Annotated in this window: 26 protein-coding genes; 25 read left to right on the plus strand and 1 reads right to left on the minus strand. The window is 46.8% G+C overall.

Annotated features, from left to right (window positions below; genetic code table 11):
- Positions 1 to 12: 12 nt before the first annotated feature.
- The 4 genes from prmA (at position 13) to deoC (ending at position 3,856) form a co-directional block, all read left to right on the plus strand.
- The gene (gene prmA / locus MST20_RS14525; protein ID WP_065644201.1) at positions 13 to 948 is read left to right on the plus strand and encodes a 50S ribosomal protein L11 methyltransferase; all 936 of its coding nucleotides are present in this window, start codon (positions 13 to 15) and stop codon (positions 946 to 948) included.
- Positions 949 to 971: 23 nt separating this feature from the next.
- Positions 972 to 1,739 carry a 16S rRNA (uracil(1498)-N(3))-methyltransferase gene (locus MST20_RS14530; RefSeq protein ID WP_243943058.1) on the plus strand — a complete coding sequence of 256 codons (768 nt, stop codon included), beginning with the start codon at positions 972 to 974 and terminating at the stop codon, positions 1,737 to 1,739.
- A 2-nt stretch (positions 1,740 to 1,741) separates the two neighbouring features.
- Positions 1,742 to 3,097 carry a tRNA (N(6)-L-threonylcarbamoyladenosine(37)-C(2))-methylthiotransferase MtaB gene (mtaB, locus tag MST20_RS14535; RefSeq protein WP_243943060.1) on the plus strand — a complete coding sequence of 452 codons (1,356 nt, stop codon included), beginning with the start codon at positions 1,742 to 1,744 and terminating at the stop codon, positions 3,095 to 3,097.
- Positions 3,098 to 3,184: 87 nt separating this feature from the next.
- The gene (gene deoC, locus MST20_RS14540) at positions 3,185 to 3,856 is read left to right on the plus strand and encodes a deoxyribose-phosphate aldolase (RefSeq protein ID WP_243943062.1); all 672 of its coding nucleotides are present in this window, start codon (positions 3,185 to 3,187) and stop codon (positions 3,854 to 3,856) included.
- A gap of 18 nt (positions 3,857 to 3,874) precedes the next feature.
- Here deoC and MST20_RS14545 read toward each other — a convergent pair whose 3' ends face one another.
- Positions 3,875 to 4,810: a Na/Pi symporter gene (locus tag MST20_RS14545; protein WP_243943063.1), complete on the minus strand. Its 936-nt coding sequence runs from the start codon at positions 4,808 to 4,810 to the stop codon at positions 3,875 to 3,877.
- 184 nt (positions 4,811 to 4,994) lie between these two features.
- Between MST20_RS14545 and rpsU the strand changes: the two genes are divergently transcribed.
- The 21 genes from rpsU to dnaG all read left to right on the plus strand — a co-directional run bounded on the left by rpsU (position 4,995) and on the right by dnaG (position 24,226).
- The gene (gene rpsU / locus MST20_RS14550) at positions 4,995 to 5,168 is read left to right on the plus strand and encodes a 30S ribosomal protein S21 (protein WP_003183654.1); all 174 of its coding nucleotides are present in this window, start codon (positions 4,995 to 4,997) and stop codon (positions 5,166 to 5,168) included.
- A 14-nt stretch (positions 5,169 to 5,182) separates the two neighbouring features.
- A complete protein-coding gene (locus MST20_RS14555) occupies positions 5,183 to 5,629 on the plus strand; it encodes a GatB/YqeY domain-containing protein (protein WP_023855244.1) in 447 nt (148 codons plus the stop codon).
- A gap of 143 nt (positions 5,630 to 5,772) precedes the next feature.
- Positions 5,773 to 7,092, plus strand: coding sequence for an NfeD family protein (locus MST20_RS14560; protein WP_243943064.1), 1,320 nt, complete (start codon positions 5,773 to 5,775; stop codon positions 7,090 to 7,092).
- A 23-nt stretch (positions 7,093 to 7,115) separates the two neighbouring features.
- Complete coding sequence (gene floA / locus MST20_RS14565) at positions 7,116 to 8,108, plus strand: flotillin-like protein FloA (RefSeq protein ID WP_020452249.1); 993 nt, start codon at positions 7,116 to 7,118, stop codon at positions 8,106 to 8,108.
- 29 nt (positions 8,109 to 8,137) lie between these two features.
- Positions 8,138 to 8,590, plus strand: a complete 453-nt coding sequence (locus tag MST20_RS14570; RefSeq protein ID WP_243943066.1) for a hypothetical protein — start codon at positions 8,138 to 8,140, stop codon at positions 8,588 to 8,590.
- 56 nt (positions 8,591 to 8,646) lie between these two features.
- Positions 8,647 to 8,928, plus strand: coding sequence for a sporulation protein YqfC (yqfC, locus tag MST20_RS14575; protein WP_020452247.1), 282 nt, complete (start codon positions 8,647 to 8,649; stop codon positions 8,926 to 8,928).
- Positions 8,929 to 8,945: 17 nt separating this feature from the next.
- Complete coding sequence (gene yqfD / locus MST20_RS14580) at positions 8,946 to 10,142, plus strand: sporulation protein YqfD (protein WP_243943068.1); 1,197 nt, start codon at positions 8,946 to 8,948, stop codon at positions 10,140 to 10,142.
- Positions 10,139 to 11,098, plus strand: a complete 960-nt coding sequence (locus MST20_RS14585) for a PhoH family protein (protein WP_048350460.1) — start codon at positions 10,139 to 10,141, stop codon at positions 11,096 to 11,098. Before yqfD ends, MST20_RS14585 begins: the two co-directional genes overlap by 4 nt.
- Before the next feature lie 164 nt (positions 11,099 to 11,262).
- Complete coding sequence (locus MST20_RS14590; RefSeq protein ID WP_223254788.1) at positions 11,263 to 13,317, plus strand: HD family phosphohydrolase; 2,055 nt, start codon at positions 11,263 to 11,265, stop codon at positions 13,315 to 13,317.
- On the plus strand, positions 13,314 to 13,790 hold the full coding sequence (ybeY, locus tag MST20_RS14595; RefSeq protein ID WP_243943070.1) for an rRNA maturation RNase YbeY: 477 nt from the start codon (positions 13,314 to 13,316) through the stop codon (positions 13,788 to 13,790). The genes MST20_RS14590 and ybeY overlap by 4 nt, the downstream gene beginning before the upstream one ends.
- Positions 13,768 to 14,148 carry a diacylglycerol kinase family protein gene (locus tag MST20_RS14600; RefSeq protein WP_145624080.1) on the plus strand — a complete coding sequence of 127 codons (381 nt, stop codon included), beginning with the start codon at positions 13,768 to 13,770 and terminating at the stop codon, positions 14,146 to 14,148. The genes ybeY and MST20_RS14600 overlap by 23 nt, the downstream gene beginning before the upstream one ends.
- 132 nt (positions 14,149 to 14,280) lie before the next feature.
- On the plus strand, positions 14,281 to 14,691 hold the full coding sequence (locus MST20_RS14605) for a cytidine deaminase (RefSeq protein WP_243943072.1): 411 nt from the start codon (positions 14,281 to 14,283) through the stop codon (positions 14,689 to 14,691).
- Positions 14,672 to 15,577, plus strand: a complete 906-nt coding sequence (era, locus tag MST20_RS14610; protein WP_023855242.1) for a GTPase Era — start codon at positions 14,672 to 14,674, stop codon at positions 15,575 to 15,577. The genes MST20_RS14605 and era overlap by 20 nt, the downstream gene beginning before the upstream one ends.
- A 161-nt stretch (positions 15,578 to 15,738) precedes the next feature.
- Complete coding sequence (locus tag MST20_RS14615; RefSeq protein ID WP_003183626.1) at positions 15,739 to 15,882, plus strand: YqzL family protein; 144 nt, start codon at positions 15,739 to 15,741, stop codon at positions 15,880 to 15,882.
- 37 nt (positions 15,883 to 15,919) lie between these two features.
- Positions 15,920 to 16,690: a DNA repair protein RecO gene (recO, locus tag MST20_RS14620; protein ID WP_243943074.1), complete on the plus strand. Its 771-nt coding sequence runs from the start codon at positions 15,920 to 15,922 to the stop codon at positions 16,688 to 16,690.
- Positions 16,691 to 17,021: 331 nt separating this feature from the next.
- Entirely contained in the window at positions 17,022 to 17,909 is an 888-nt protein-coding gene (gene glyQ, locus MST20_RS14625) for a glycine--tRNA ligase subunit alpha (RefSeq protein WP_243943076.1), read from the plus strand.
- A complete protein-coding gene (gene glyS, locus MST20_RS14630) occupies positions 17,902 to 19,941 on the plus strand; it encodes a glycine--tRNA ligase subunit beta (protein WP_243943078.1) in 2,040 nt (679 codons plus the stop codon). The genes glyQ and glyS overlap by 8 nt, the downstream gene beginning before the upstream one ends.
- Positions 19,942 to 20,138: 197 nt before the next feature.
- Positions 20,139 to 20,777, plus strand: coding sequence for a transcriptional regulator CcpN (ccpN, locus tag MST20_RS14635; protein WP_025804968.1), 639 nt, complete (start codon positions 20,139 to 20,141; stop codon positions 20,775 to 20,777).
- A gap of 24 nt (positions 20,778 to 20,801) precedes the next feature.
- Positions 20,802 to 21,614, plus strand: a complete 813-nt coding sequence (locus MST20_RS14640) for a pyruvate, water dikinase regulatory protein (protein WP_065644186.1) — start codon at positions 20,802 to 20,804, stop codon at positions 21,612 to 21,614.
- A 264-nt stretch (positions 21,615 to 21,878) separates the two neighbouring features.
- Positions 21,879 to 22,370 carry a YaiI/YqxD family protein gene (locus MST20_RS14645; protein WP_065644185.1) on the plus strand — a complete coding sequence of 164 codons (492 nt, stop codon included), beginning with the start codon at positions 21,879 to 21,881 and terminating at the stop codon, positions 22,368 to 22,370.
- A gap of 32 nt (positions 22,371 to 22,402) precedes the next feature.
- Positions 22,403 to 24,226, plus strand: a complete 1,824-nt coding sequence (gene dnaG / locus MST20_RS14650; protein ID WP_243943079.1) for a DNA primase — start codon at positions 22,403 to 22,405, stop codon at positions 24,224 to 24,226.
- Positions 24,227 to 24,380 lie beyond the last annotated feature (154 nt).

Here is a 24,380-nt window from a genome sequence, read left to right on the forward strand (position 1 = left end):
GGAGTTGGTAGTATGAAATGGTCCGAAATCTGCATTCACACGACACATGAAGCGGTTGAGCCCATCTCGAATATTTTACATGAAGCTGGTGCGAGTGGAGTCGTGATTGAAGATCCGCTTGATTTAATTAAAGAGCGTGAGAATGTATACGGAGAAATCTACCAGCTCGATCCCAATGATTATCCTGATGAAGGAGTCATCATCAAAGCGTATCTCCCGATCAACAGCTTTTTGGGGGAGACTGTAGAAGGAATCAAGGAAACCATCAATAATCTGCTGCTGTATGATATTGACCTCGGACGAAACAAAATTACCATCAGCGAGGTTAACGAAGAAGAATGGGCGACAGCATGGAAAAAATATTATCATCCCGTAAAAATTTCCGAGAAGTTTACGATTGTTCCGACATGGGAAGAGTACACACCGGTTCATACGGATGAGCTCATCATCGAGATGGACCCGGGAATGGCATTCGGAACAGGCACACACCCGACAACCGTACTTTGCATACAGGCGCTCGAAAGGTATGTGAAAGAAGGGGATTCGGTCGTGGATGTCGGAACGGGAACAGGCATTTTGAGCATTGCATCAGCCATGCTTCGCGCCAAACAGGTTGAAGGATATGATCTCGATCCCGTAGCCGTGGAAAGCGCCCGCTTGAACTCCAAGCTCAATAAAGTCAGCGATCATATCGAGATCAAGCAAAATAATCTGCTCGACGGCGTTGAAGGAGAAAAAGACGTCATCGTTGCCAATATCCTGGCCGAGGTCATCTTGCGCTTTACGGATCAGGCATACGATCTGTTGAAAGACGGCGGCTATTTCATTACGTCGGGAATCATCCAGCAGAAAAAACAGGAAGTCAAAGATGCACTGGTGAAAGAAGGCTTTACGATCGTCGAGGTTCTTTCAATGGAGGACTGGGTCAGCATCATCGCTAAAAAATAATCGTTAGTAGGTGTGACAAGCGTATGCAACGATATTTTATCGAACAATCAAAACAAGAGGTCACAGCCGCACCCGCGTTCTCGATCAAAGGCGAAGACGTTCATCACATTGCGACCGTGATGAGGATGTCTCCCGGAGACGAGGTCATTTGCTGTGCAAAAGACGGCCATGAAGCGAAATGCCGGATCGAGTCCGTCACAAAAGAAGAGGTTTTATTGAGCGTAATCGAATGGACGGGGCAAACACGCGAACTGCCCGTCCAGATCCATATTGCCAATGGCCTTCCTAAAGGAGATAAGCTGGAATGGATCATTCAAAAAGGGACAGAGCTCGGTGCAAGCTCGTTTATTCCTTTTCAGGCATCACGCTCCGTTGTTAAACTTGATGAAAAAAAGGCAAAGAAAAAGCGGGAAAGGTGGGCGAAAATCGCCAAAGAAGCCGCAGAACAGTCCCACAGAAACGCGATTCCCGATGTAGCGCCGGTTCACACGTTTCAACGTTTGCTTGAGAGCCTTGAGGACTTCGATAAATGTGTCGTTGCATACGAAGAGTCATCAAAGCAAGGCGAGACGAGCCGGTTTCAATCCGTGCTCAAAAGCCTGCCGGAAGGATCATCCGTACTCATGGTGTTCGGTCCTGAAGGCGGATTTTCAGAGGATGAAATTGAGGCGCTTAAAGAAAAAGGAGCCCTCGCCTGCGGGCTCGGTCCGCGGATTTTAAGGGCGGAAACAGCTCCGCTGTACGCGTTGGCGGCAGTTTCTTATCATACAGAGTTATTAAGAGGTGAATAACAATGGCAACCGTTGCATTTCATACACTTGGCTGCAAGGTCAACCATTATGAAACAGAAGCAATCTGGCAGCTTTTCAAAGAAGCCGGCTACGAAAGAAAAGAATTTGAAAGTTCGGCGGACGTATACGTCATTAATACATGCACCGTCACAAATACAGGTGATAAAAAAAGCCGCCAGGTGATCAGACGGGCGATCCGCCAAAATCCTGACGCCGTCATTTGCGTGACAGGGTGCTACGCCCAGACTTCCCCGGCGGAAATCATGGCGATCCCAGGCGTTGATATCGTCGTCGGTACGCAGGACCGCGAAAAAATGCTCGGCTATATTAAGCAGTACCAGGAAGAAAGACAGCCGATTAACGGCGTCAGCAATATTATGAAAGCAAGAGTGTTTGAGGAGCTTGATGTTCCTGCGTTTACCGACAGAACGCGTGCTTCTTTGAAAATTCAAGAAGGCTGCAACAATTTCTGCACATTCTGCATCATTCCGTGGGCGCGCGGCCTGCTTCGTTCCCGCGACCCTGAGGAAGTCATCCGCCAGGCGCAGCAGCTCGTTGATGCCGGCTATAAAGAAATCGTTTTGACCGGTATTCATACCGGCGGTTATGGAGAAGATATGAAAGACTACAACTTTGCGCAGCTGTTGAAAGAATTGGACAGCCGTGTGAAAGGTCTGAAACGAATCCGTATCTCTTCAATCGAAGCGAGCCAAATTACAGACGAAGTGATCGAAGTGCTTGACCGCTCAGACAAGATCGTCAGACACCTTCACATTCCGCTTCAATCCGGCTCAAACAGCGTTTTAAAACGGATGAGAAGAAAGTATACGATGGAGTTTTTCGCCGACAGGCTGACGAAACTCAAAAAAGCTCTTCCGGGGCTCGCAGTCACTTCTGATGTGATCGTCGGCTTCCCGGGGGAAACGGAAGAAGAATTTATGGAGACGTACAACTTTATTAAAGAGCACAAGTTTTCCGAGCTCCACGTCTTCCCGTACAGCAAACGGACCGGAACCCCGGCAGCACGCATGGACGGCCAAGTTGACGAGAACGTGAAAAACGAACGAGTTCACAAACTGATCGCTCTTTCAGATCAGCTTGCGAAAGAATACGCATCAGACTATGAAGGCGATGTTCTGGAAATTATTCCGGAAGAGCCGTTCACGGAAACGGACGAAGACAATCTGCTTGTCGGCTACACGGACAACTATATGAAGGTTGTTTTCGAAGGTTCCGAAGACCTGATCGGCCAGCTTGTTAAAGTGAAGATCTTAAAAGCCGGCTATCCGTACAATAAAGGACAGTTCGTCCGCGTCGCCGAAGACGGCGTCCATGAAAACATCCGCTTATCGTCATAAATGATCAACTCAGCCGGTTCACAAAAAGGTGTTCCGGCTTTTTTGCGAATCTCATAAGAGACAACCACTTGAAAAGGAGTCGGGACGATGACAAAACAAATGGCACGAATGATCGATCACACGCTATTGAAGCCTGATGCTGTCAAATCCGAAATCGAAGCGCTTTGCAAAGAAGCACGTGAATACGGTTTTGCTTCCGTTTGCGTCAATCCTTGCTGGGTAAAGCTGTGCGCCGAGCTTCTTGAAGATTCAGAAGTGAAAGTATGCACGGTTATCGGCTTTCCTTTAGGTGCGGCGTCTCCGGAAACAAAAGCTTTTGAAACCAGGCAGGCGATCGCAGACGGAGCCGGTGAAGTTGATATGGTGATCAACATCGGTGCATTAAAAGATCGCGATACCGGAACCGTGGAGCATGACATCAGAGCGGTGACAGACGCGGCCGCCGGCAAAGCTCTCGTAAAAGTCATCATAGAGACCTCACTGTTGACGGATGAAGAAAAAAGGCTCGCTTGTGAACTGGCCGTAAAAGCAGGCGCCGACTTTGTCAAAACATCGACCGGTTTTTCCGGCGGCGGTGCGACAGTTCAAGATATAAAACTGATGCGGGAAGCTGTCGGACCTTATATCGGCGTTAAAGCTTCAGGGGGCGTCCGCGATAAGGAAATTGCCCTTGCCATGATTGAAGCCGGAGCGACGAGAATCGGAGCAAGCGCGGGCGTGTCGATTGTCAAAGGCTTAACAGCGAATGAAGACTACTAATCAAACAAAACCAGGCGTTTACCGGGCCTGGTTTTTGTTTGGAATGAGAAACATGATCAGCGAATGAAACAGATTTGAGAGCGGCAGAAACAATAGGGACGTGACGACGTTGAAGAGCAGGCTGAAATGGGCAATCTGCTGAGCGGGGCTTGCCGACAGTCCGGAAATAAAGCCTGTTATTGATGAGAGCAGGGGGTATACAGCTGCTACACCGATGACATTAAACAGCACATGGGCATAAGCCGTTTGCCTGGCTGCAGCTCCGCCTTTGAAGGACGCCATCACGGCTGTGATACATGTCCCGATATTGGAGCCGAGAACAACGCTCATCGCTTCGGTCAAACCGACGACATCTTGATCCATAAAGCTCATCAGGATGCCGACACACGCCGAACTGGAATGAATCATCGCGGTCAAAACCGTCCCGATGATCAAGGCGTAAAGCGGTGAATCTTCGGCAAGCTGCACAATATAAGCGCCCGAGTCTAGCTGTGACAACGGCACGGCAAGCCGGCTGAAGCCGCTGATACAGAAAAAAATAACACCCAAGCCGATCATGCTTACGCCCACTTGCCGAAAAGGGGATTTTCCGGCAATGAAAAGAACCGCACCTGCGGCAAAAAGGGCAAAAATCAAAAATTCCAGCTTCACTGCCAAAAATTCCGTTGTGAAGGTGGACCCGATGTTTGTTCCCAAAATGAGCGGAATCGAACGTTTAAATGAAAGGGCGCCTACCGAGACAAAGCCAATAACGATCACCATAAAAGCCGAGCTGCTTTGCAAAACCCCCGTAAATACAATGCTGACCAAAAAGGCTTTCACCGGATGATCCGTGAAAAACAGCAGCCGCTTTTCGATTTTTTCAAATGTCAGTGAAATCAAGCCTTTTCTCAGCATGCTCATGCCTTTGAGAAAAAGAACGATCAATAATATGAATAAGATCAGGATTATCATCAGTTTTTCGAACAGCCTCCTTTATAAATATATACAGACAAGCTGCCGAAATCATGACTGAACAATAAAACGTTCTCCTTGGTTGACCTTACCGGAGGCTTATATTATAATGTCAAAGTACATGTTTATATGTATGTCTTTTTTTAAAGCAGTCGATTGGTGTATTCGGAGGGAGGGAAAGAGAATGTCAAAAACGGTCGTTAGAAAAAACGAATCGCTTGAAGATGCTCTTCGTCGCTTCAAACGCAGTGTATCAAAGACAGGTACTTTGCAGGAAGCAAGAAAGCGTGAATTTTATGAAAAACCTAGCGTAAGACGCAAGAAAAAGTCTGAAGCTGCAAGAAAGCGCAAATACTAAAAGAGGGTGGATTTATGAGTCTTCTTGAGCGGCTGAATCAAGATATGAAGCTCTATATGAAAAACCGTGAGAAAGACAAACTGACTGTCATTCGCATGGTCAAAGCTTCGCTTCAAAACGAAGCAATCAAGCTTAAGAAAGACAGGCTGACCGATGATGAAGAACTGACTGTTCTTTCTCGTGAATTAAAACAGCGTAAAGACTCCCTCCATGAATTTTCAAACGCTAATCGTTCAGATTTAGTAGATAAAGTTCAAAAAGAGTTAGACATTCTGGAAGCTTATATGCCTGAACAGCTGACGGAAGAAGAGCTGCTCGGCATCGTCAACGAGACGATCGCCGAAGTCGGCGCCTCTTCAAAAGCGGATATGGGCAAAGTGATGAGCGCTATCATGCCGAAAGTCAAAGGCAAGGCGGACGGCGGTCTCGTCAATAAGCTTGTCAGCAAACAACTGTCTTAAGAAAAAGACGCCTTTAAGCAATTAAAGGCGTCTTTTTTTGTGCGTGTTCATACAATAGAAAAGTAGTAGAAAGATGAAACCTTTGTTACATTTATAACGTATGTAATGTTAATGATAATAGGGGAAGGAGGCCTCAGACATCATTGCTGCTGAAAAAATTTAGAATTTTTGTTGCTCTGGCCAGCGGTTTTGTTTTATTCTTATTACTAGGCGTTCATTTGACCGTGAAAGCGGATGGAGATACAGTGTATGTCATTCCGATCGAAGAAACGGTTGAAAAAGGGCTTTCAAAATTTCTTGAGCGCTCTTTTCAAGAAGCGGAAGATATGAATGCCAAACATATCATACTCGATATCAATACCCCCGGCGGAGCGGTCGACGCAGTCCTTGACATGGCTGATACGATACATAACTCCGACATTCCGGTGACCGCTTATGTGAATAGAAGGGCTCTGTCCGCAGGCGCTTACCTCGCCTTGAATGCAGACGATATTTATATGGCGCCCGGCGGGAAAATGGGAGCTGCCGCGATCATTGATACGCAGGGAAATGCCGCTGATAAAAAGTCGGAATCTCTGTGGCTCGCTGAAATGGAAGACGCAGCCAAAAAAAACGGGCGTGATCCGAAATACGCTCTCGCGATGGCCGATGCTGACGTCGATGCTAAAGAAGTTGGGGCGCCGAAGGGCGAGCTGCTCACATTAAGCCCTGACAAAGCGCTGGAAGTCGGCTATTCAGAAGGCACAGTTTCGAGCCTTGATGATCTTTTGAAAAAGCTGAACTTGAAGGATGCTAAAATCGAGCGTGCTGAGGTGAGCTTCGCCGAAAAGGTGGCCCGGTTCATCACGCATCCGGTCGTGATTCCGATTCTCCTTTCAATTGGAAGTCTCGGGTTGATTGTGGAGCTTTATTCGCCTGGTTTTGGGATCCCCGGCTTTATGGGACTCTCCGCGCTGCTGCTCTTTTTCTACGGTCATCTCGTCGCCGGGCTTGCCGGAATGGAAACGATCCTTCTGTTTGCAGCAGGCATTATTTTAATCATTTTAGAGATTTTTCTGCCGGGCGGAATAGCAGGGATTGCCGGCCTGATCGCAATTGTTTCGAGCCTCTTTTTAGCATCGGGAAGCTTTAAGGTCATGGCCGTCTCCATTTTGATTGCAACTGCTGTTTCTATAGCGGCATCCATTCTATTGACAAGGGTGTTGGGGAAGCGTATGAAATTTTTCAAAAAATTGATCTTAACCGACTCGACAAGCACGGAAAGCGGATATGTGTCAAATGAAAGCCGGCGCGATTTAATTGGTAAAACCGGCGTCACGTTTACACCGCTCAGACCGTCCGGAACGGTCATCATCGGCGATGAACGGCTTGATGTCGTATCTGAAGGCTCGTTCACCGCGAAGGACAAGAAAGTGAAAGTGGTTAAAGTGGAAGGCTCACGCATTGTTGTGAGAGAATTATAAATTACATTATTAGGAGGAATATTATGGATCCGTCAACACTGTTTCTTTTGCTTATTATAGCAGCCGGAATCATCTTACTAGCTGTCTTCTTTACATTCGTCCCGGTCATGCTGTGGATCTCGGCTTTGGCCGCTGGTGTTAAAATCAGCATTTTCACACTGATCGGAATGAGGCTCCGCCGCGTCATTCCAAACCGCGTGGTGAACCCGCTGATCAAAGCGCATAAAGCGGGACTTGATGTTACGATCAATCAGCTCGAGAGCCACTATCTTGCAGGGGGTAATGTTGACCGGGTTGTCAACGCGCTCATCGCTGCCCAACGTGCAAACATTGAACTCACATTCGCCAGATGTGCGGCCATCGATTTAGCGGGCCGTGACGTGCTTGAAGCCGTTCAAATGAGCGTTAATCCGAAAGTCATCGAAACGCCGTTTATTGCCGGTGTAGCAATGGACGGTATCGAGGTGAAAGCAAAAGCGAGAATCACGGTTCGCGCAAACATCGACCGCCTTGTCGGGGGAGCGGGAGAAGAAACAATCATTGCCCGTGTCGGCGAAGGGATCGTTTCGACAATCGGTTCCTCCGATAATCATAAAAAAGTGCTTGAAAACCCGGATATGATTTCACAAACCGTCTTGAGCAAAGGATTGGATTCAGGCACAGCGTTTGAAATTCTATCGATCGATATCGCTGACGTTGACATCGGCAAAAACATCGGAGCGATTCTGCAGACCGACCAGGCTGAAGCCGATAAAAACATTGCCCAGGCGAAAGCGGAAGAACGCCGCGCCATGGCGGTTGCGCAAGAACAGGAAATGCGCGCCCGCGTCGAAGAAATGCGCGCTAAAGTCGTCGAGGCAGAAGCCGAAGTGCCGCTTGCGATGTCTGAAGCTCTCCGCAGCGGAAAGATCGGAGTCATGGACTACCTTAATATGAAAAACATCGACGCCGACACAGACATGCGCGATTCTTTTGGAAAGATGACGAAAGACCAAAATGAAGAGGATCATAAATAAACAAGCCCCTGTAAAAAGGAGGGAGCTCATTGCTTGATATCCTGTTCGACAATCCGATTATCATGGCGGCCATCATCGCAGCCATCTCCTTCATATTCAACAAGCTCGGAAAAAATGATGAAAATGAAGAAACAAAGCGTAAACCGGCGCCTGAACGGCCGAAAACGCAGACGACGCCGAAGCAGACGGCACAGCGCCGGCCGGCAGAAAACAATAAACAACGGCCTGCAGCAGCTGCGGCTGCTGCAAAAAGCGAAGATATGGCCGCAGAGCTCCGCAGAATCCAAGCGGATGCCGAGCGGTCCATGCCGGCCGTTGAACGGGCCATTAAAAAGCAGAGCAGCCGGGTGATCAACCGGAAACAAGAGCTGCTCGATTTGAATAAAAACACGATTGTCCAAGGCGTTGTACTCAGCGAAGTATTCGGCCCTCCACGGTCGAGAAAGCCGCATTACACAATGAGGCGCCGCCCTAAAATTTAAGTATTAGAACCCCCATATCACTCATACATATGAGATGAAAGGGGGTTCTTTTTTTTATGGCGCAAAGAAAAAATCGCATCAAAGCGTGGCTGACAAGAACATTGGAAATTCCCCCTGATGTCATGATGGATCTTCCGAGAATCACGATGATAGGAAGACTTCACATATATATTGAAAACCACAGAGGGCTTTTGCTTTTCAGCGATACCGAAGTAAGGCTGATGCTCAAACAGGGGCAGTGCATCATTCAAGGTAAAAACTTTGTCATCAAAACGATTTTGCCTGAGGAAATTCTGCTTGAAGGCACGATTGAGCTCGTACGCTATATCGATTCATAAGTCGGGGGGAAAGAATCGTGAAGAATAAATGGCTTTCTTTTTTTTCAGGAAAGATCCAGCTTGAGATAACGGGAAAGGGGATCGAACGATTATTAAATGAATGCACCAGGCGCAGCATCCCGATGTTTAATGTTAAGAAAAAGAAAGACGCTGTCTTTCTTTATATTCCGCTTTCTGATGTACATGCCTTCCGGAGGGTCATCAGGGATTTTGACTGCAAGTGCCGCTTCGTCAGACGAAAAGGTTTTCCTTTCCTCGTGCAGAAGTCTAAACGGAATAGCGGCTTCACGATTGGAATTGCTGGTTTTTTTATCATCATGTTTTTATTGTCCAACATGCTTTGGAAGATTGACATAACAGGAGCCAATCCGGAGACAGAACATCAAATCAGACAGCACTTGAATGAAATCGGCGTCAAAAAAGGCCGCCTTCAGTTTACAATGCTGACCCCGGAAAAAATTCAGCAGGCGCTTACAAAGCGCGTCGAAAACATCACCTGGGTGGGCATTGAATTAAACGGCACGGCCCTTCACATGAAAGTGGTTGAAAAAAATGAACCTGACAAAGAAAAATATATTGGTCCGAGGCACATCGTCGCCAAAAAAGGGGCAACCATCTCGAAAATGTTCGTGGAAAAAGGCGAGCCGCTCGTCACCGTGAACCAGCACGTTGAAAAAGGGCAAATGCTTGTTTCCGGACTGATCGGGAGCGAAGAGGAAAAGCAAAAAGTCGGAGCCAAAGGGAAAATCTACGGTGAAACCTGGTACAAGTCAAAGGTAACGGTTCCGCTTGAGACATCATTTGACGTTTTTACGGGCAAAGTAAGGACAAGTCACAAGCTATCCTTCGGTTCTTTTTCCGTGCCGGTCTGGGGCTTTTCTTTTAAAAAAGAAGAGTTCTCACGCCCGAAGACAGAAACCGAAAAACACTCGCTGCATTTTATGAATTTTACGCTTCCTGTCGCGTATGAAAAGGAGCATACGAGGGAGAGCGAACAAATCAAAAGGGTGTACTCGAAAAAAGAAGCGGTCCTTGAAGGGATCGAAATGGGAAAAAGAGACATCAGGAAAAAAATCGGCAGCGACGGGAACATTATCAGTGAAAAAGTTTTGCACGAAACGAGTGAGAATGGTAAAGTTAAATTGATCATCCTTTACCAGGTTATTGAAGACATTGTTCAAACAACACCAATTGTTCAGGAGACTAAAGAATGACAGAACACTTACTTGCGATTCATCAGCAACTGGAAAGTCCGAACGAGGCTCAAGCGCTGTTTGGGAACCAGGACTCCCATTTGAAGTTAATGGAGGAAGAGCTGAACATTTCGATTGTCACGCGCGGTGAAACCGTCTATGTGACCGGAGACGAAGAAACGTTTGAAATCGTGGACAGCCTGCTTGCATCCCTCTTGAATCTCATCCGCAAAGGAATCGAGATATCAGAACGCGATGTCTTGTATGCGGTCAAGATGGCGAAAAAGCAGAAGCTTGAGTTTTTTGAAAGCATGTATGAAGAGGAAATTACGAAAAACGCCAAAGGAAAACCGATCAGAGTCAAAACCATCGGTCAAAGAGAATATATCGCCGCCATGAAAAGGCACGACTTAATCTTCGGCATCGGCCCTGCAGGAACGGGGAAAACCTATTTGGCTGTCGTAAAGGCCGTTCATGAACTGAAAAACGGACGCATCAAAAAAATCATTTTGACAAGACCAGCTGTTGAAGCAGGGGAAAGCCTCGGGTTTTTGCCTGGGGATTTAAAGGAGAAAGTCGACCCTTATTTAAGGCCGCTCTATGACGCGCTCCATGATGTGCTCGGAACGGACCATACGGCACGGCTGCTTGAAAGAGGAACGATTGAAATCGCGCCGCTTGCTTACATGAGGGGGCGAACGCTCGACGACGCATTTGTGATTTTGGATGAAGCGCAGAATACGACACCGGCACAAATGAAAATGTTTTTGACGAGATTGGGTTTTGGTTCTAAAATGGTCATTACAGGCGATATTACGCAAATCGATTTGCCGAAGGGCGTCACATCGGGGCTTGCCGTTGCAAAAAAGATGCTCCTTGATATCGAAGGCATTTCAATTGTTGAACTGGATCAGACGGACGTGGTCAGACACCCGCTTGTCGCCCGTATTATTGAAGCATACGAAAAGTCAAAATAATTCCGAATGGCCCGATCGCCCGTTATCGGGTCATTTTTTAGTTTCCCGCGGGAAAAGAGGTGCTTTTGTTGAAAAAGAAAAAAAGAGACGGAAAGTTTCGGCTCATCCGCTTGGAAAACGGCCGTTTCCTTCCCGTCATTCTTTATGCGGCTTTATCCGCGCTGATGTTCATCCTGCTGTTTTTCCATGTGAGGCCCGAGTCTCTCGACCTCGATTTATTTTCGATCAGCGAGAATACGATCTATGCGCCGGCGACAGTCGAAGATCAAAAGGCAACAGCTAATAAAAAACAGGAAGCGAGAGAGGAAGTTCCCGACCAGTACACCTTGAAAAAAGAGTACTCTGACAACAGGGTCGACCTTGTCTCATCAATATTCGACATCATTAAAGAAGTGAAAAAAGAAAGCGCAGAACAAGAGAAAAAAGACAAGCAGGCCCCGTCTGAAAAAGACCAGATCAAATCTGTTGAAGAAAAGCTGACTTCAGATGTGACGGACTCGCTGTCGCAGGATTCAGTCAAACACCTGCTGAAGGCCAGCGACGGAGAGCTTTCCATGACACAGGATTCGGTCATCACCGCCGTCAATGACGTGATGAGTAAAGAAATCCGCGCCGGCAAGCTTGATGAAGCGAAAGAGCATGTAACGAAAGAGCTGAAAGGTAATTCGATACCTTCAAAATTAAAAAACGCCGCTGATGAAATCGGACGCTTTGCAATCATTCCCAACTATGTATACGATCCCGACAAGACGGAGCAGAAGCGTCAGGAAGCGGCTGACAGCGTGCAGCAGGTGCAGATCAAGCAGGGGCAGATACTCGTTGAGGAAAATCAGCTGATCGACAGGGAAGTCTATCGAAAGCTTGAACTGACAGGACTCTTAAGCGGAGCCAACATCTTCAAGCCTGTCGGCGGACTGCTGCTTTTAATCGCGCTTTTCATCTCAGCTTTGGTTTACTATTTCGAAAAGCAGTACAGCAGCCGGATTCCGAAAAATAAGTCGCTCATGCTGTTTTCATTGATTACAGCAATCGTTTTAATCGTCATGGAAGTGATCAGCCTGTTTCAGCAGCTTGAAATCGGCCATATCGGCTATCTCGTGCCGATTGCGATGGGCGTGATGCTTATTAAACTGCTGATCAATGAAAGGCTGGCGATCCTGTCGAGCATGATCCTTTCCATTTGCGGAAGCATGATGTTTAACCAAGGTGTGACAGGCACGTTTAATTATGGAATCGGAACGTATTTCTTGATCAGCTCGATGGCGGGTATACTGTTTTTAGGGAAGCATAATGCGAGGGCGAAAATCCTCCAGGCCGGCTTGTTTGTCTCCCTGATCAACATCGTCGTCCTGTTTACCCTGCAGCTCATTCAAAACACGGCGCAAACCGGACTTGAGATGGGTACATACCTTGTCATGGGAGCGGTGTCCGGCATCGGATCGTCAGTTCTTGTGCTCGGGCTCATGCCGTTTTTTGAAAGCGGCTTTGGGATTCTGTCCACGATGAAGCTTCTCGAGCTTTCAAACCCGAATCATCCGCTGCTCCGCAAAATTCTGACGGAAACACCCGGCACATACCATCACAGCGTTATGGTTGCGAACTTGTCGGAGGCGGCATGCGAAGCTGTCGGAGCAAACGGGCTTTTGGCAAGAGTCGGAGCCTATTACCATGATATCGGCAAGACAAAGCGGCCCCAATATTTTATAGAAAACCAAATGAATATTGATAATCCGCATGACAAGCTTTCTCCGCAGCTCAGCAAAAACATTATCATTGCCCATGCGACAGACGGCGCCGATATGCTGAGGGATCATAAAATGCCGAAGGAGCTTGTCGACATCGCCGAACAGCATCACGGCACATCGCTGCTCAAGTTCTTTTATTATAAGGCGAAAGAAAAAGGCGATCAGACGACTGAAGAAGAGTTCCGCTATCCCGGTCCGAAGCCCCAGACAAAAGAGGCGGCGATCATCTCGGTGGCCGACAGCGTTGAAGCAGCCGTCCGCTCAATGCATAACCCGAATCCCGAAAGGATTGAAAAGCTGGTGCGCGGGATCATATCAGATAAGCTGCAGGACGGGCAGTTTGACGAATGCGATTTGACTTTAAAAGAGCTCAATATTATCGCGAAGACGCTCTGCGAAACGCTGAAAGGCATTTTTCATTCCCGGATCGAATATCCGGAAGCTAATCCTAAACAGAAGGTGAAACACACATGAGTTTAATTCTAGATATCACAGACGAGACCGGACGGGTCCCTGAAGACCAGCTTGCTGAAATTGAGAAGATTCTTCAATTCGCAGCGGCAGAGGAAGGCGTCGCAGACGGCGCTGAAGTTTCGGTTACGATCGTCAACAATGAAGAGATACAAAAAATCAACAAAGAGTACAGAGGCAAAGATTATCCGACTGACGTCATTTCATTTGCCCTTGAAGAAGACGGCGAAGGAGAGATTGCAATTATCGGCGCTGACATGCCGCCCGTTCTCGGAGATATCATCATCAGCGCTGATAAAGCACGAGAACAGGCCGAAGAATACGGGCATTCACTGATGAGAGAGCTGGGTTTTCTGACGGTTCACGGCTTTTTGCACCTCCTCGGCTATGACCATATGACAGAGGAAGAGGAAAAAGAGATGTTCACTAAGCAAAAGGAAATTTTGAATCGATATGGGCTCTCAAGATCCTCATAAACAAAACGAATGGCGCCGTCTGAAATGGAGTTTTTCAAACGCCTTTACAGGAATAGTCAAGACGTTCATGTCGGAGCGCAATTTTAGAATTCATTCTGGAGCCGCCATCCTCGTGATCGTCTGCGGCTTTTTCTTCAGGCTGACTCTGATCGAATGGTCCATCATCTTGATCCTGATCGGCGGAATGCTCGCCTTGGAGCTGATGAATACGGCTGTGGAGCATACGATCGACCTTTTCACAAAAGAGAACCACCCGCTTGCAAAGGCGGCAAAGGACGCGGCGGCCGGGGCGGTTTGCGTGTTTGCGGCCGTTTCGTGTATGATTGGGTTACTCATCTTTTTGTCAAAATTGTTTTGATGCCGTGCTTTTCATTGTGCGCAATTCTTACAAAAATTTTACATTTGTGATTTGGGCGTGAAAAAGAAGCCATTTTTATGTAAAATAAAAGTGTTAGCGGTACCATAACCGCTATAGGAAGGAATACACACATTGACTAAACAAGAATTGATTGCAGAAGCTTTAAAAGCAAGGGAATTTGCATATGTTCCGTATTCGAAATTCAAAGTCGGCGCTGCCCTTTTGTCTGAGGACGGCAAGGTGTACAAAGGCTGCAACATTGAAAATGCTGCATACAGCCTGTGCAACTGCGCCGAGCGGACAGCGTTGTTCAAGGCTTACTCGGAAGGGGAAAAATCGTTTAAGATGCTTGCCGTCGCTGCGGATACGCCGGGTCCGGTGTCGCCGTGCGGAGCGTGCAGACAGGTGATTTCCGAACTTTGTTCAGCAAACATGCCTGTCATCTTAACCAATCTGAATGGCCAAGTCAAAGAAATGACGGTTCAAGAATTACTGCCAGGAGCATTTTCATCGGAGGACTTACATGACACAGGAAAGCTTTAAATCAGGATTTGTCTCCATTATCGGACGACCAAACGTAGGAAAATCTACATTTTTGAATCGCGTGATCGGCCAAAAAATCGCCATCATGAGCGACAAACCGCAAACAACAAGAAACAAAGTGCAAGGTGTGCTGACAACCGATACATCCCAGACGATTTTTATCGATACGCCGGGCATTCATAAACCGAAGCATAAATTGGGCGATTTTATGATGAAGGTGGCGCAGAACACTTTAAAGGAAGTCGACTTGATCTTGTTTATGATCAATGCAGAGGAAGGCTACGGGAAAGGCGACGAATTTATCATCGAGCGCTTAAAAGGAGTCAAGACGCCGGTATTTTTGATCGTCAACAAAATCGACCGGATTCATCCGGATGAGCTTCTTGTGCTAATCGATGAGTACAGAACCAGGTATCCGTTTCAGGAAATCGTTCCGATCTCCGCCCTTGAGGGAAATAATATCGATACGCTTTTAAAGCAAATTGAGGATTATTTGCCGGAAGGTCCGCAGTTTTACCCGAGTGACCAGGTGACCGATCATCCGGAGCGATTTATCATTTCTGAGCTGATTCGGGAAAAAGTGCTGCATCTGACAAGGGAAGAGATCCCTCACAGCATTGCGGTCTCGATCGAGTCCATTCAAGAACGGGAAAACGGTTCTGTGTATGTGAGCGCGACCATCGTCGTCGAACGCGACTCGCAAAAAGGGATCGTCATCGGAAAAAGAGGCAGTCTGCTTAAAGAAATCGGCAAGCGGGCAAGAACCGATATCGAGGCGCTGCTCGGATCATCGGTGTTTTTAGAGCTGTGGGTTAAAGTGCAGAAAGACTGGCGCAACAAGATGTCTCAGCTTCGTGATTTTGGATTTAGAGAAGACGAGTATTAACGGACAGAGCTTGACCGCGGTTTAGTCGTGACAAAATCTCTCGAAATCAAAGATATATTAGAAAAAATTGTTTAACATGAAATGGAGGATACAAGGTCAAGATAATCTTAAGAATTTGGATGTTTAAAAAGCTAGTTATAAACAGAAAGGTGGGGCTTTTTATGTTGAATTTTACTTGGAATGTATTTTCACAAACAGGAAGCGTTGACACGTACCTCCTTTTTAAAGAATTGGAAAAGGAGAACCTGGAAAGACCCGAAGTACTTGAAGAAGAGCTAGCGCAAATTGACTTTCCAATTTTGTGATCATGCTTGACCCCTCCAATTTTTGGATGGTGCACATATGCTGACGAAATGTGAAGGTATCGTCCTTCGTACAAATGACTATGGTGAAACAAATAAAATCATTACGCTGTTGACGAGAGAACACGGGAAAATCGGTGTGCTGGCAAGGGGCGCCAAAAAGCCGAACAGCCGCTTGTCAGCGATTTCCCAGCCGTTCCTTTATGCTTCTTTTTTATTCCGCAAATCATCCGGTCTCGGCACATTGGAGCAGGGCGAGATGATCGAAAGCATGAGGCATATCCGCGAGGATCTGTTTTTAACAGCATATGCGGCCTACATCGCTGAATTAATCGACAAAGGAACGGAGGAAAAGAAACCGAATCCGTTTTTATTTGAGCTGCTTCTTCAGTCGATGAGGAGGCTCGATGACGGTACAGATCCCGACATTATCGCCAACCTTATCGAAGTTAAAATGCTCAGCGTGATGGGGCTGTATCCGGAGCTGGATGAATGTGTGCACTGCAAAAGCAAAGACGGTACATTTCATTTTTCGATCCGCGACAACGGCTTTATCTGCCACCGCTGTTTTGCGAAAGATCCATACAGGATACCGCTGTCTCCCGCATCCGCCAGGCTGTTGAGGCTGTTTTTTTATTTTGACCTGTCAAGGCTCGGAAATGTCTCGGTCAAACGGGAGACGAAGGATGAGCTGAAAAGGGTCATTCAGACGTACTATGACGAGTACTCAGGGATATACCTGAAATCGCGGCGCTTCATGGAACAAATGGACAATATGAAAAAGATGCTGGGCGATGAAAACAAAAGTTGACAACCTCTTCATCTTTTTATAAGATCATGTCATGAAGATTGGATTCAATAATGACGTTGCGTTGACGGAAAGAAGTAATTGCGCACGGCCTCATTGAAGCGACTCCGGGGCGGTGAAAGCCGGGGATGAGAGCGTAATGAAAGGCATTCCCTGAGCAACTTTTAAAAAAGAGGCTGAGACATTTCCTCTCAGCAATTAGGGTGGAACCGCGGGAGAACTCTCGTCCCTATGTTTGTGGGCAAACAAGCATAGGGACGGGAGTTTTTTTCTGCCCAAACCAGCCCTATGCCAAAAATTAAACTTGAAAACACGTTATGTGGAGGTGCTTCATTTGAATATTCAAGAAATGATTCTGACCCTGCAAAAGCACTGGTCCAATGAAGGATGCGTACTTTTGCAGTCGTATGATGTAGAGAAGGGTGCAGGAACGATGAGTCCATATACATTTTTGCGGAGCCTTGGTCCTGAACCTTGGAAAGTCGCTTATGTGGAGCCGTCAAGACGCCCTGCGGACGGAAGATACGGGGACAATCCGAACAGGCTTTATCAGCACCATCAATTCCAGGTGATCATTAAGCCGTCTCCCGACAATATTCAAGAGCTTTATTTAGATTCATTAAAAGCCCTTGGAATCGACCCTCTGGAGCATGATATCCGTTTTGTCGAGGATAACTGGGAAAATCCGTCGCTCGGCTGCGCCGGGCTTGGCTGGGAAGTGTGGCTTGACGGCATGGAAATCACCCAGTTTACCTATTTTCAGCAGGTCGGCGGGCTTGAGTGCAAACCGGTTTCTGTTGAAATCACATACGGGATTGAACGCCTTGCTTCTTATATTCAAGACAAAGAAAACGTCTTTGACCTCGAATGGACGAACGGCTATACGATAAAAGATCTGTTCAAGATGGCTGAATACGAGCATTCCGTCTATACGTTCGAGACATCTGACGTCGACATGCTGTTCGAATTGTTTGCAACGTATGAAAAAGAAGCGAACCGCCAGATGGATCATGGACTTGTCCATCCTGCTTATGATTATGTACTGAAATGCTCGCATACGTTCAACTTGCTTGACGCAAAAGGAGCGATTTCCGTGACGGAGCGCACAGGATATATTGGTAGGGTGAGAAACCTGGCCAGAAAAGTGGCGAAAACGTATTATGATGAACGCGAAAAGTTGGGTTTCCCAATGCTGAAGGAGGAAGAGGCTTCACATGAGTAATCAAGATTTGCTTTTAGAAATCGGATTAGAAGAAATGCCGGCGCGCTTCATGCATGACAGCATGACTCAGCTTGGTGAAAAACTGGAAAGCTGGCTCAAGGAAAAAAATATTGCCTTCGGCTCCGTTAAGCTGTATAACTCTCCTAGAAGACTGGCCGTTCTTGTCGAGAACGTGGCGGAGAAGCAGGACGATGTGAGAGAAGAAGCGAAAGGACCGGCAAAGAAAATCGCCCTTGACGAAAACGGCGAATGGACAAAGGCGGCCATCGGCTTTTCACGGGGGCAAGGAGCAAGTCCGGAAGATTTGTATTTTAAAGACATCAAAGGAACGGAATATGTTTTTGTGCAAAAATTCCAAAAAGGTCAGGATACGTTTTCATTACTTCCTGAGCTCGGCGACTTGGTGACAAGCCTCCACTTTCCAAAAAACATGCGCTGGGGCAGCGAAGATTTGAAATATATTAGGCCGATTAAATGGATCGTCGCGCTGTTCGGCAGTGAAGTCGTTCCATTTTCAGTCGCTCATGTCGAAACCGGCCGCACAACACAGGGGCACCGCTTCCTCGGAAAAGCAGCCGACTTGAGCGCACCTTCTGAATACGAAGCGGCACTGGAAAGTCAGTTTGTGATTGCCGATCCGGACAAACGGAAGCAGCTGATCGTAAAGCAGCTTGACGAACTGGCGGCTGAAAAGTCTTGGGACATTCCGAGGGACGAGGATCTGCTGGATGAGGTTACCCATCTGGTTGAATATCCAACGGTTCTGTTCGGTTCGTACGAAGAGGAATTTCTCGCAATTCCTGAAGAGGTGCTCGTGACAACGATGAAAGAGCATCAGCGTTATTTCCCTGTCAAAGATAAAAACGGCGATTTGCTTCCTTACTTTGTGACCGTCCGCAACGGAGACAGCCGCGCCCTTGAAAACGTGGCGAGAGGGAACGAAAAAGTGCTGAGAGCAAGGCTTTCAGACGCCGCCTTCTTCTATAAAGAAGATCAAAAATTAAACATTGACGAGAATGTGAAAAAGCTCGAAAAGATCGTTTTCCACGAAGAATTGGGATCGCTTGGAGACAAAGTGAGACGCACTGAGGCGGTTGCTGAACGGATCGCTGAAGTCATCGGTGCGGATCAAGAGACGGTGCAGCTGATCAAGCGCGCTTCGCACATTTCAAAATTCGACCTTGTGACACATATGGTTTACGAATTTCCTGAGCTGCAGGGCATCATGGGTGAAAAATATGCGCGAATGCTCGGTGAGAAAGAAGAAGTGGCGCTCGCTGTCAATGAGCACTATATGCCGAGACAAGCCGGAGGGGAAACGCCTTCATCAATCGTCGGCGCCGTCGTCGCATTAGCGGATAAACTCGATACGGTCGCTTCATTCTTTAAAATCGGCGTCATTCCGACAGGATCTCAGGACCCGTATGGACTGAGAAGACAGGCGACCGGCATCGTCCAAATCCTGCTTGACCGGAACTGGGGCATTTCATTCAAAGAACTGGCTGCGTTTGCCGGACAGGAAGCAAACAGCGAACTGCTTGAATTCTTTAAACAGCGCCTCAAATACGTATTAACAGCGGAAAACATCCGCTACGATGTCGTGGATGCCGTGCTCGAAAGCTCGAACCTTGAGCCGTATTCGGCTGTCAAAAAAGCCGCTGTCCTTGAATCGGCTGCAGCAAAACCGGAATTTAAAGAAACGGCTGAAGCGCTGGCAAGGGTTATTTCGATCAGCAAAAAGAGCGAAACGAACGCCATTGACGCGTCACTGTTTGAAAACCCTCAAGAAGAGGAGCTTTTCAAAGCTTATGAGGCGTGCAGACAGCAATTAGAAAGCCTTTACGAAGCAAAAGATTATGAGGGCGCCTTCAGTGAGCTGTCCAAGCTGAAAGAGCCGATCGAAGCTTATTTTGATCACACGATGGTCCATGCCGAAGATGAAAGATTAAAAGCGAGCCGCCTGGCGCAAATGGCAAGCCTTGCGGAGCTGATCCGATCTTTTGCAAACATCAATGCCATCATTGTAAAATAAACACCGCAGAAGACGGTTGCTGACAAGCTGGCAATCGTCTTTTTGCTCAAATCGGTTTTTCACATCCTTGTCAAATTGTGCCTGTCTTTTTCATAGAATTCAATTGTAATTGCTGTTATTTTAGTCTTCATATGCGTTATAATATGTTATCGACTTTTATACATAACGAACGAATTGTGAGCTTCGGCTTAAAGGTGGTGAGTACGATCGAACTAAATAAACGTCAAGAGCATATTTTGCAGATTGTCAAAGAGAACGGGCCGATTACCGGAGAACATATCGCGGAAAAGCTGAATCTGACAAGGGCTACACTTCGTCCGGACTTGGCGATATTGACGATGTCAGGATTTTTGGAAGCAAGGCCGCGGGTCGGTTATTTCTACACGGGAAAGACGGGCACGCAGCTCTTGGCTGATAAGCTGAAAAAGCTGCAGGTGAAAGACTTCCAGTCCATTCCGGTGGTCATTCATGAAAATGTCTCCGTTTATGATGCGATTTGCACGATGTTTTTAGAGGACGTAGGAACGCTTTTTGTCGTTGATGATAATGCCATCTTAGTCGGTGTACTTTCACGAAAAGACTTGCTCAGAGCCAGCATCGGCAAACAGGAGCTCCCTTCAATACCCGTCCATATCATAATGACGAGAATGCCGAACATTACGCTTTGCAGGCGCGACGATTTCATTTTGGACATTGCCAAGATGCTTATTGAAAAACAAATTGACGCACTGCCTGTTGTAAAAGATACAGAAAAAGGCTATGAAGTTGTGGGAAGAATTACGAAAACGAACATGACAAAAATTTTAGTCGGCTTATCTGAAAATGAAATCATGTAGAGTAACTTCAAATGGAGGGATATCATGAGTAATCGGACGATTTATGTTGTATCAGACTCTGTCGGCGAGACCGCTGAGCTCGTAGTCAAGGCGGCTATCAGCCAGTTTAACGGTTCATCCGAGCAGACAAACATCAGGCGGATTCCTTATGTCGAAGACCGCGGAACAATAAAAGAAGTGATCTCGCTGGCAGAAGCGGACGGCGGCATCATCTGTTTTACGCTTGTTGTCCCGGAGATTCGTGATTTTTTAATCGCCGAAGCGGAAAAGGCGAATGTCGTGTATTACGATATCATCGGCCCGCTGATTGAGAAAATGGAGACGGTCTACGGCTTCAGCGCGAAATACGAACCGGGCAGAGTCCGCCAGCTTGACGAAGATTATTTTAAGAAGGTAGAGGCCATCGAATTTGCCGTAAAATATGACGACGGCAGAGACCCGAGGGGCATCTTAAAAGCGGATATCGTGCTGATCGGTGTGTCGAGAACGTCCAAAACTCCGTTATCCCAATACTTGGCGCACAAACGGTTAAAAGTGGCAAACGTTCCGATCGTTCCCGAGGTGGATCCTCCCGAAGAGCTCTTTACCGTTGATCCGTCTAAATGCATCGGGTTAAAAATCAGCCCGGATAAGCTGAACCATATTCGCAAGGAGCGCCTGAAATCGCTCGGCCTCAACGACAAAGCGATTTACGCTAATATCAATCGCATCAAAGAAGAGCTGGAGTTCTTTGAAAAGATCGTCGGCCGCATCGGCTGCAATGTCGTAGACGTGTCAAATAAAGCGGTAGAGGAAACGGCCAACATAATTCACAACATGATGACAAAAAGGGTCTAAGAATAAAACTCAGGACACCCCATCCTGGGTTTTTGCTTTGATGGTTTTGGGAAAAGTGAAAATGATAGCATCTTTAACCCATTTGTATTATAATAAAAAATTGTGATAAAATAATTAACTTTTAGGTTTAAGCTTAGTACAGAACGAATAAACTATTATGGGTATCGTGTCAAGAATTTCCCGGAAAAAACTTTCGACAAATTCTTATAGATCGATTATTTTTGAAACCTGTGTGATTTTGCCTGTATTTATAGCAGGAGATTGATGGAGGGATGGAGAATTAGTCTTCTTGAAAAAGAAAGGACGATTTTTGTCGATGCAGACGCATGCCCGGTGAAAGATGAAGTGCTCAAAACAGCGGCGGATTTCGACGTAAAGGTGGTATTCGTGGCTTCATTCGAGCATTTTCAAGTCACAAGGAAAGAAGAAGAGAATTGGACATATGTCGATCCGCACAAAGAAGCAGCCGATCTGTACATTGCCAACCATGTTCGACCAGGTGATGTCGTCGTGACACAAGATATCGGGCTGGCATCGCTTTTGCTTGGCAAAAAGGTCTATGTGATGTCGGAGAGAGGCTTTCTTTTCGAAGAGGACACAATTGATCATGCTCTTTTCCGCCGTCACGTCGCACAAAAATTGAGAAGAAGCGGACGTTACACGAAAGGCCCGAAAAAACTGGTCAAGGAAGACCGAGAGCGATTTGTCAAAGAGCTGCAAAAAATCTTGTCGAAAATTGAAGGATTTACGTACTAAGCAGCGAATTATGTACGACGGAGTGTTGGAACATGGGCAATCGTATACCAGACGAAATTGTAGAACAGGTGCAAAAATCAGCTGATATCGTAGAAGTTATCGGAGAGTACGTCCAGTTGAGAAAACAGGGGCGTAATTATTTTGGGCTTTGTCCTTTTCATGGTGAGAATACGCCATCTTTTTCCGTTTCCGGAGAAAAACAGATTTTTCATTGTTTTGGCTGCGGAGCGGGAGGGAATGTTTTTTCATTTTTAAGACAAATGGAAGGCTATTCATTTACCGAGGCCGTCTCTCACCTGGCGGACAAATATCAAATAGATCTGCCGGAACAGGTTGCAGCTGTATCAGCATACAGCACAGGCAGTTCGGATGAACAGAAAATGGCGGAAGCTCATGATCTGTTAAAGAAATTTTATCATCATTTGCTGGTCAATACAAAGGAAGGCCAGGAAGCGCTCGATTATTTGCTCGGAAGAGGCTTTGAGATGGAGCAGATCGAGCAGTTTGAAATCGGATGCGCCCTTGATTCATGGGATTTCATCACAAAATTTTTGGAACGGAGAGGTTTTGATCTTGCGCTGATGGAAAGAGCCGGACTCATCATCAGACGCGAGAACGGTGACGGCTATTTTGACCGTTTCAGAAACAGGATTATGTTTCCGATTCATGATCATCACGGCGCAACGGTCGCTTTTTCCGGACGGACGTTCACCGGGGAGCAGCCAAAATACATGAACAGCCCGGAAACGCCGCTTTTTCGAAAAAGCAAGCTTCTCTATCATTTCCATCAGGCCCGCCTTCACATTCGAAAAGAAGAGAGGGCCGTCCTTTTTGAAGGATTTGCCGACGTCATTTCAGCCGTCAGTTCCGGTGTGAAAGAATCGATCGCCACGATGGGCACATCGCTGACAGAAGAACATGCGAAGATCATCAGGCGAAATGTCGGAGAGGTCATCCTGTGCTATGACTCGGATCATGCCGGTTATGAAGCCACGCTGAAAGCGGCGGAGATTCTTCAGAAAAAAGGCTGCGACGTCAAGGTGGCCATGATACCTGACGGGCTGGATCCCGATGACTACATCAAAAAATTCGGCAGCGAGAAATTCAAGAATGATGTAATAGGGGCCAGCGTTACGATGATGACGTTTAAAATGAACTATTTCCGCAAGGGCAGAAACCTGTCTGATGAAGGAGACCGTTTAGCCTATATCAATGATGTACTGAAGGAAGTCAGCCTTCTCAGCGGCCCTTTGGAACAGGAAATATACATCAAACAGCTGGCAAATGAATTTTCAATCTCATTTGAATCCTTGAAGGATCAGCTTTCCGTATTTGAAAAGCAGGCTGTAAGCCGCAGCAGGGAAAGCAGCCGCCAGGACTCAAAAGAGCGGCAGTCCGCCGTTTCGCGCGCGCCGCGAAGAAAGACGGGTCTTCGGCCGGCTCATGAGAACGCGGAGCGGATGCTCCTGGCTCACATGATTCATGACCGGGACGTCATTCGAAAGGTTTTAGACCGGGTGGGCTTTGAATTCAACCTTGATCAGCACCGCGCGATTGCCGCTTATTTGTACGCCATGTATGAAGAAGGGGCGGACATTTCCATCCAGGAGCTCTTTAAAAGAGTTGAGGATCAGGAACTCGGTCAGCTTCTGACAGATATCTTAATGCTTCAGGTGAACGAAGAATTAAGTGAAGCGGAATTATCTGATTATGTAAAAAAAGTGTTGAATTATCGAAATTGGTCAATGATAAAAGAAAAAGAAGCTGCAAGGGCGGAAGCCGAGAGGCAAAAAGATTTCATCAAAGCGGCAACTTTGGCACAGGAAATTGTTAAGCTGAACCGTTCGCTGAAATAAACCGTTATATATAATAGGAAAAGCTTTTGGCAATGAATCCTAACGGAGGAGCAAAAGCTGCTTGTCCTAATCATATATTGTCAATTTATGATTTGCTTTCCCGTGAAGCCATAGAAGAGAGAGAAGGCTTTACTCGTGAAATAGGAACAAAAAA

It is taken from the genome of Bacillus sp. B19-2, from assembly GCF_022832475.1.
Taxonomy (GTDB): Bacteria; Bacillota; Bacilli; order Bacillales; family Bacillaceae; genus Bacillus; species Bacillus paralicheniformis.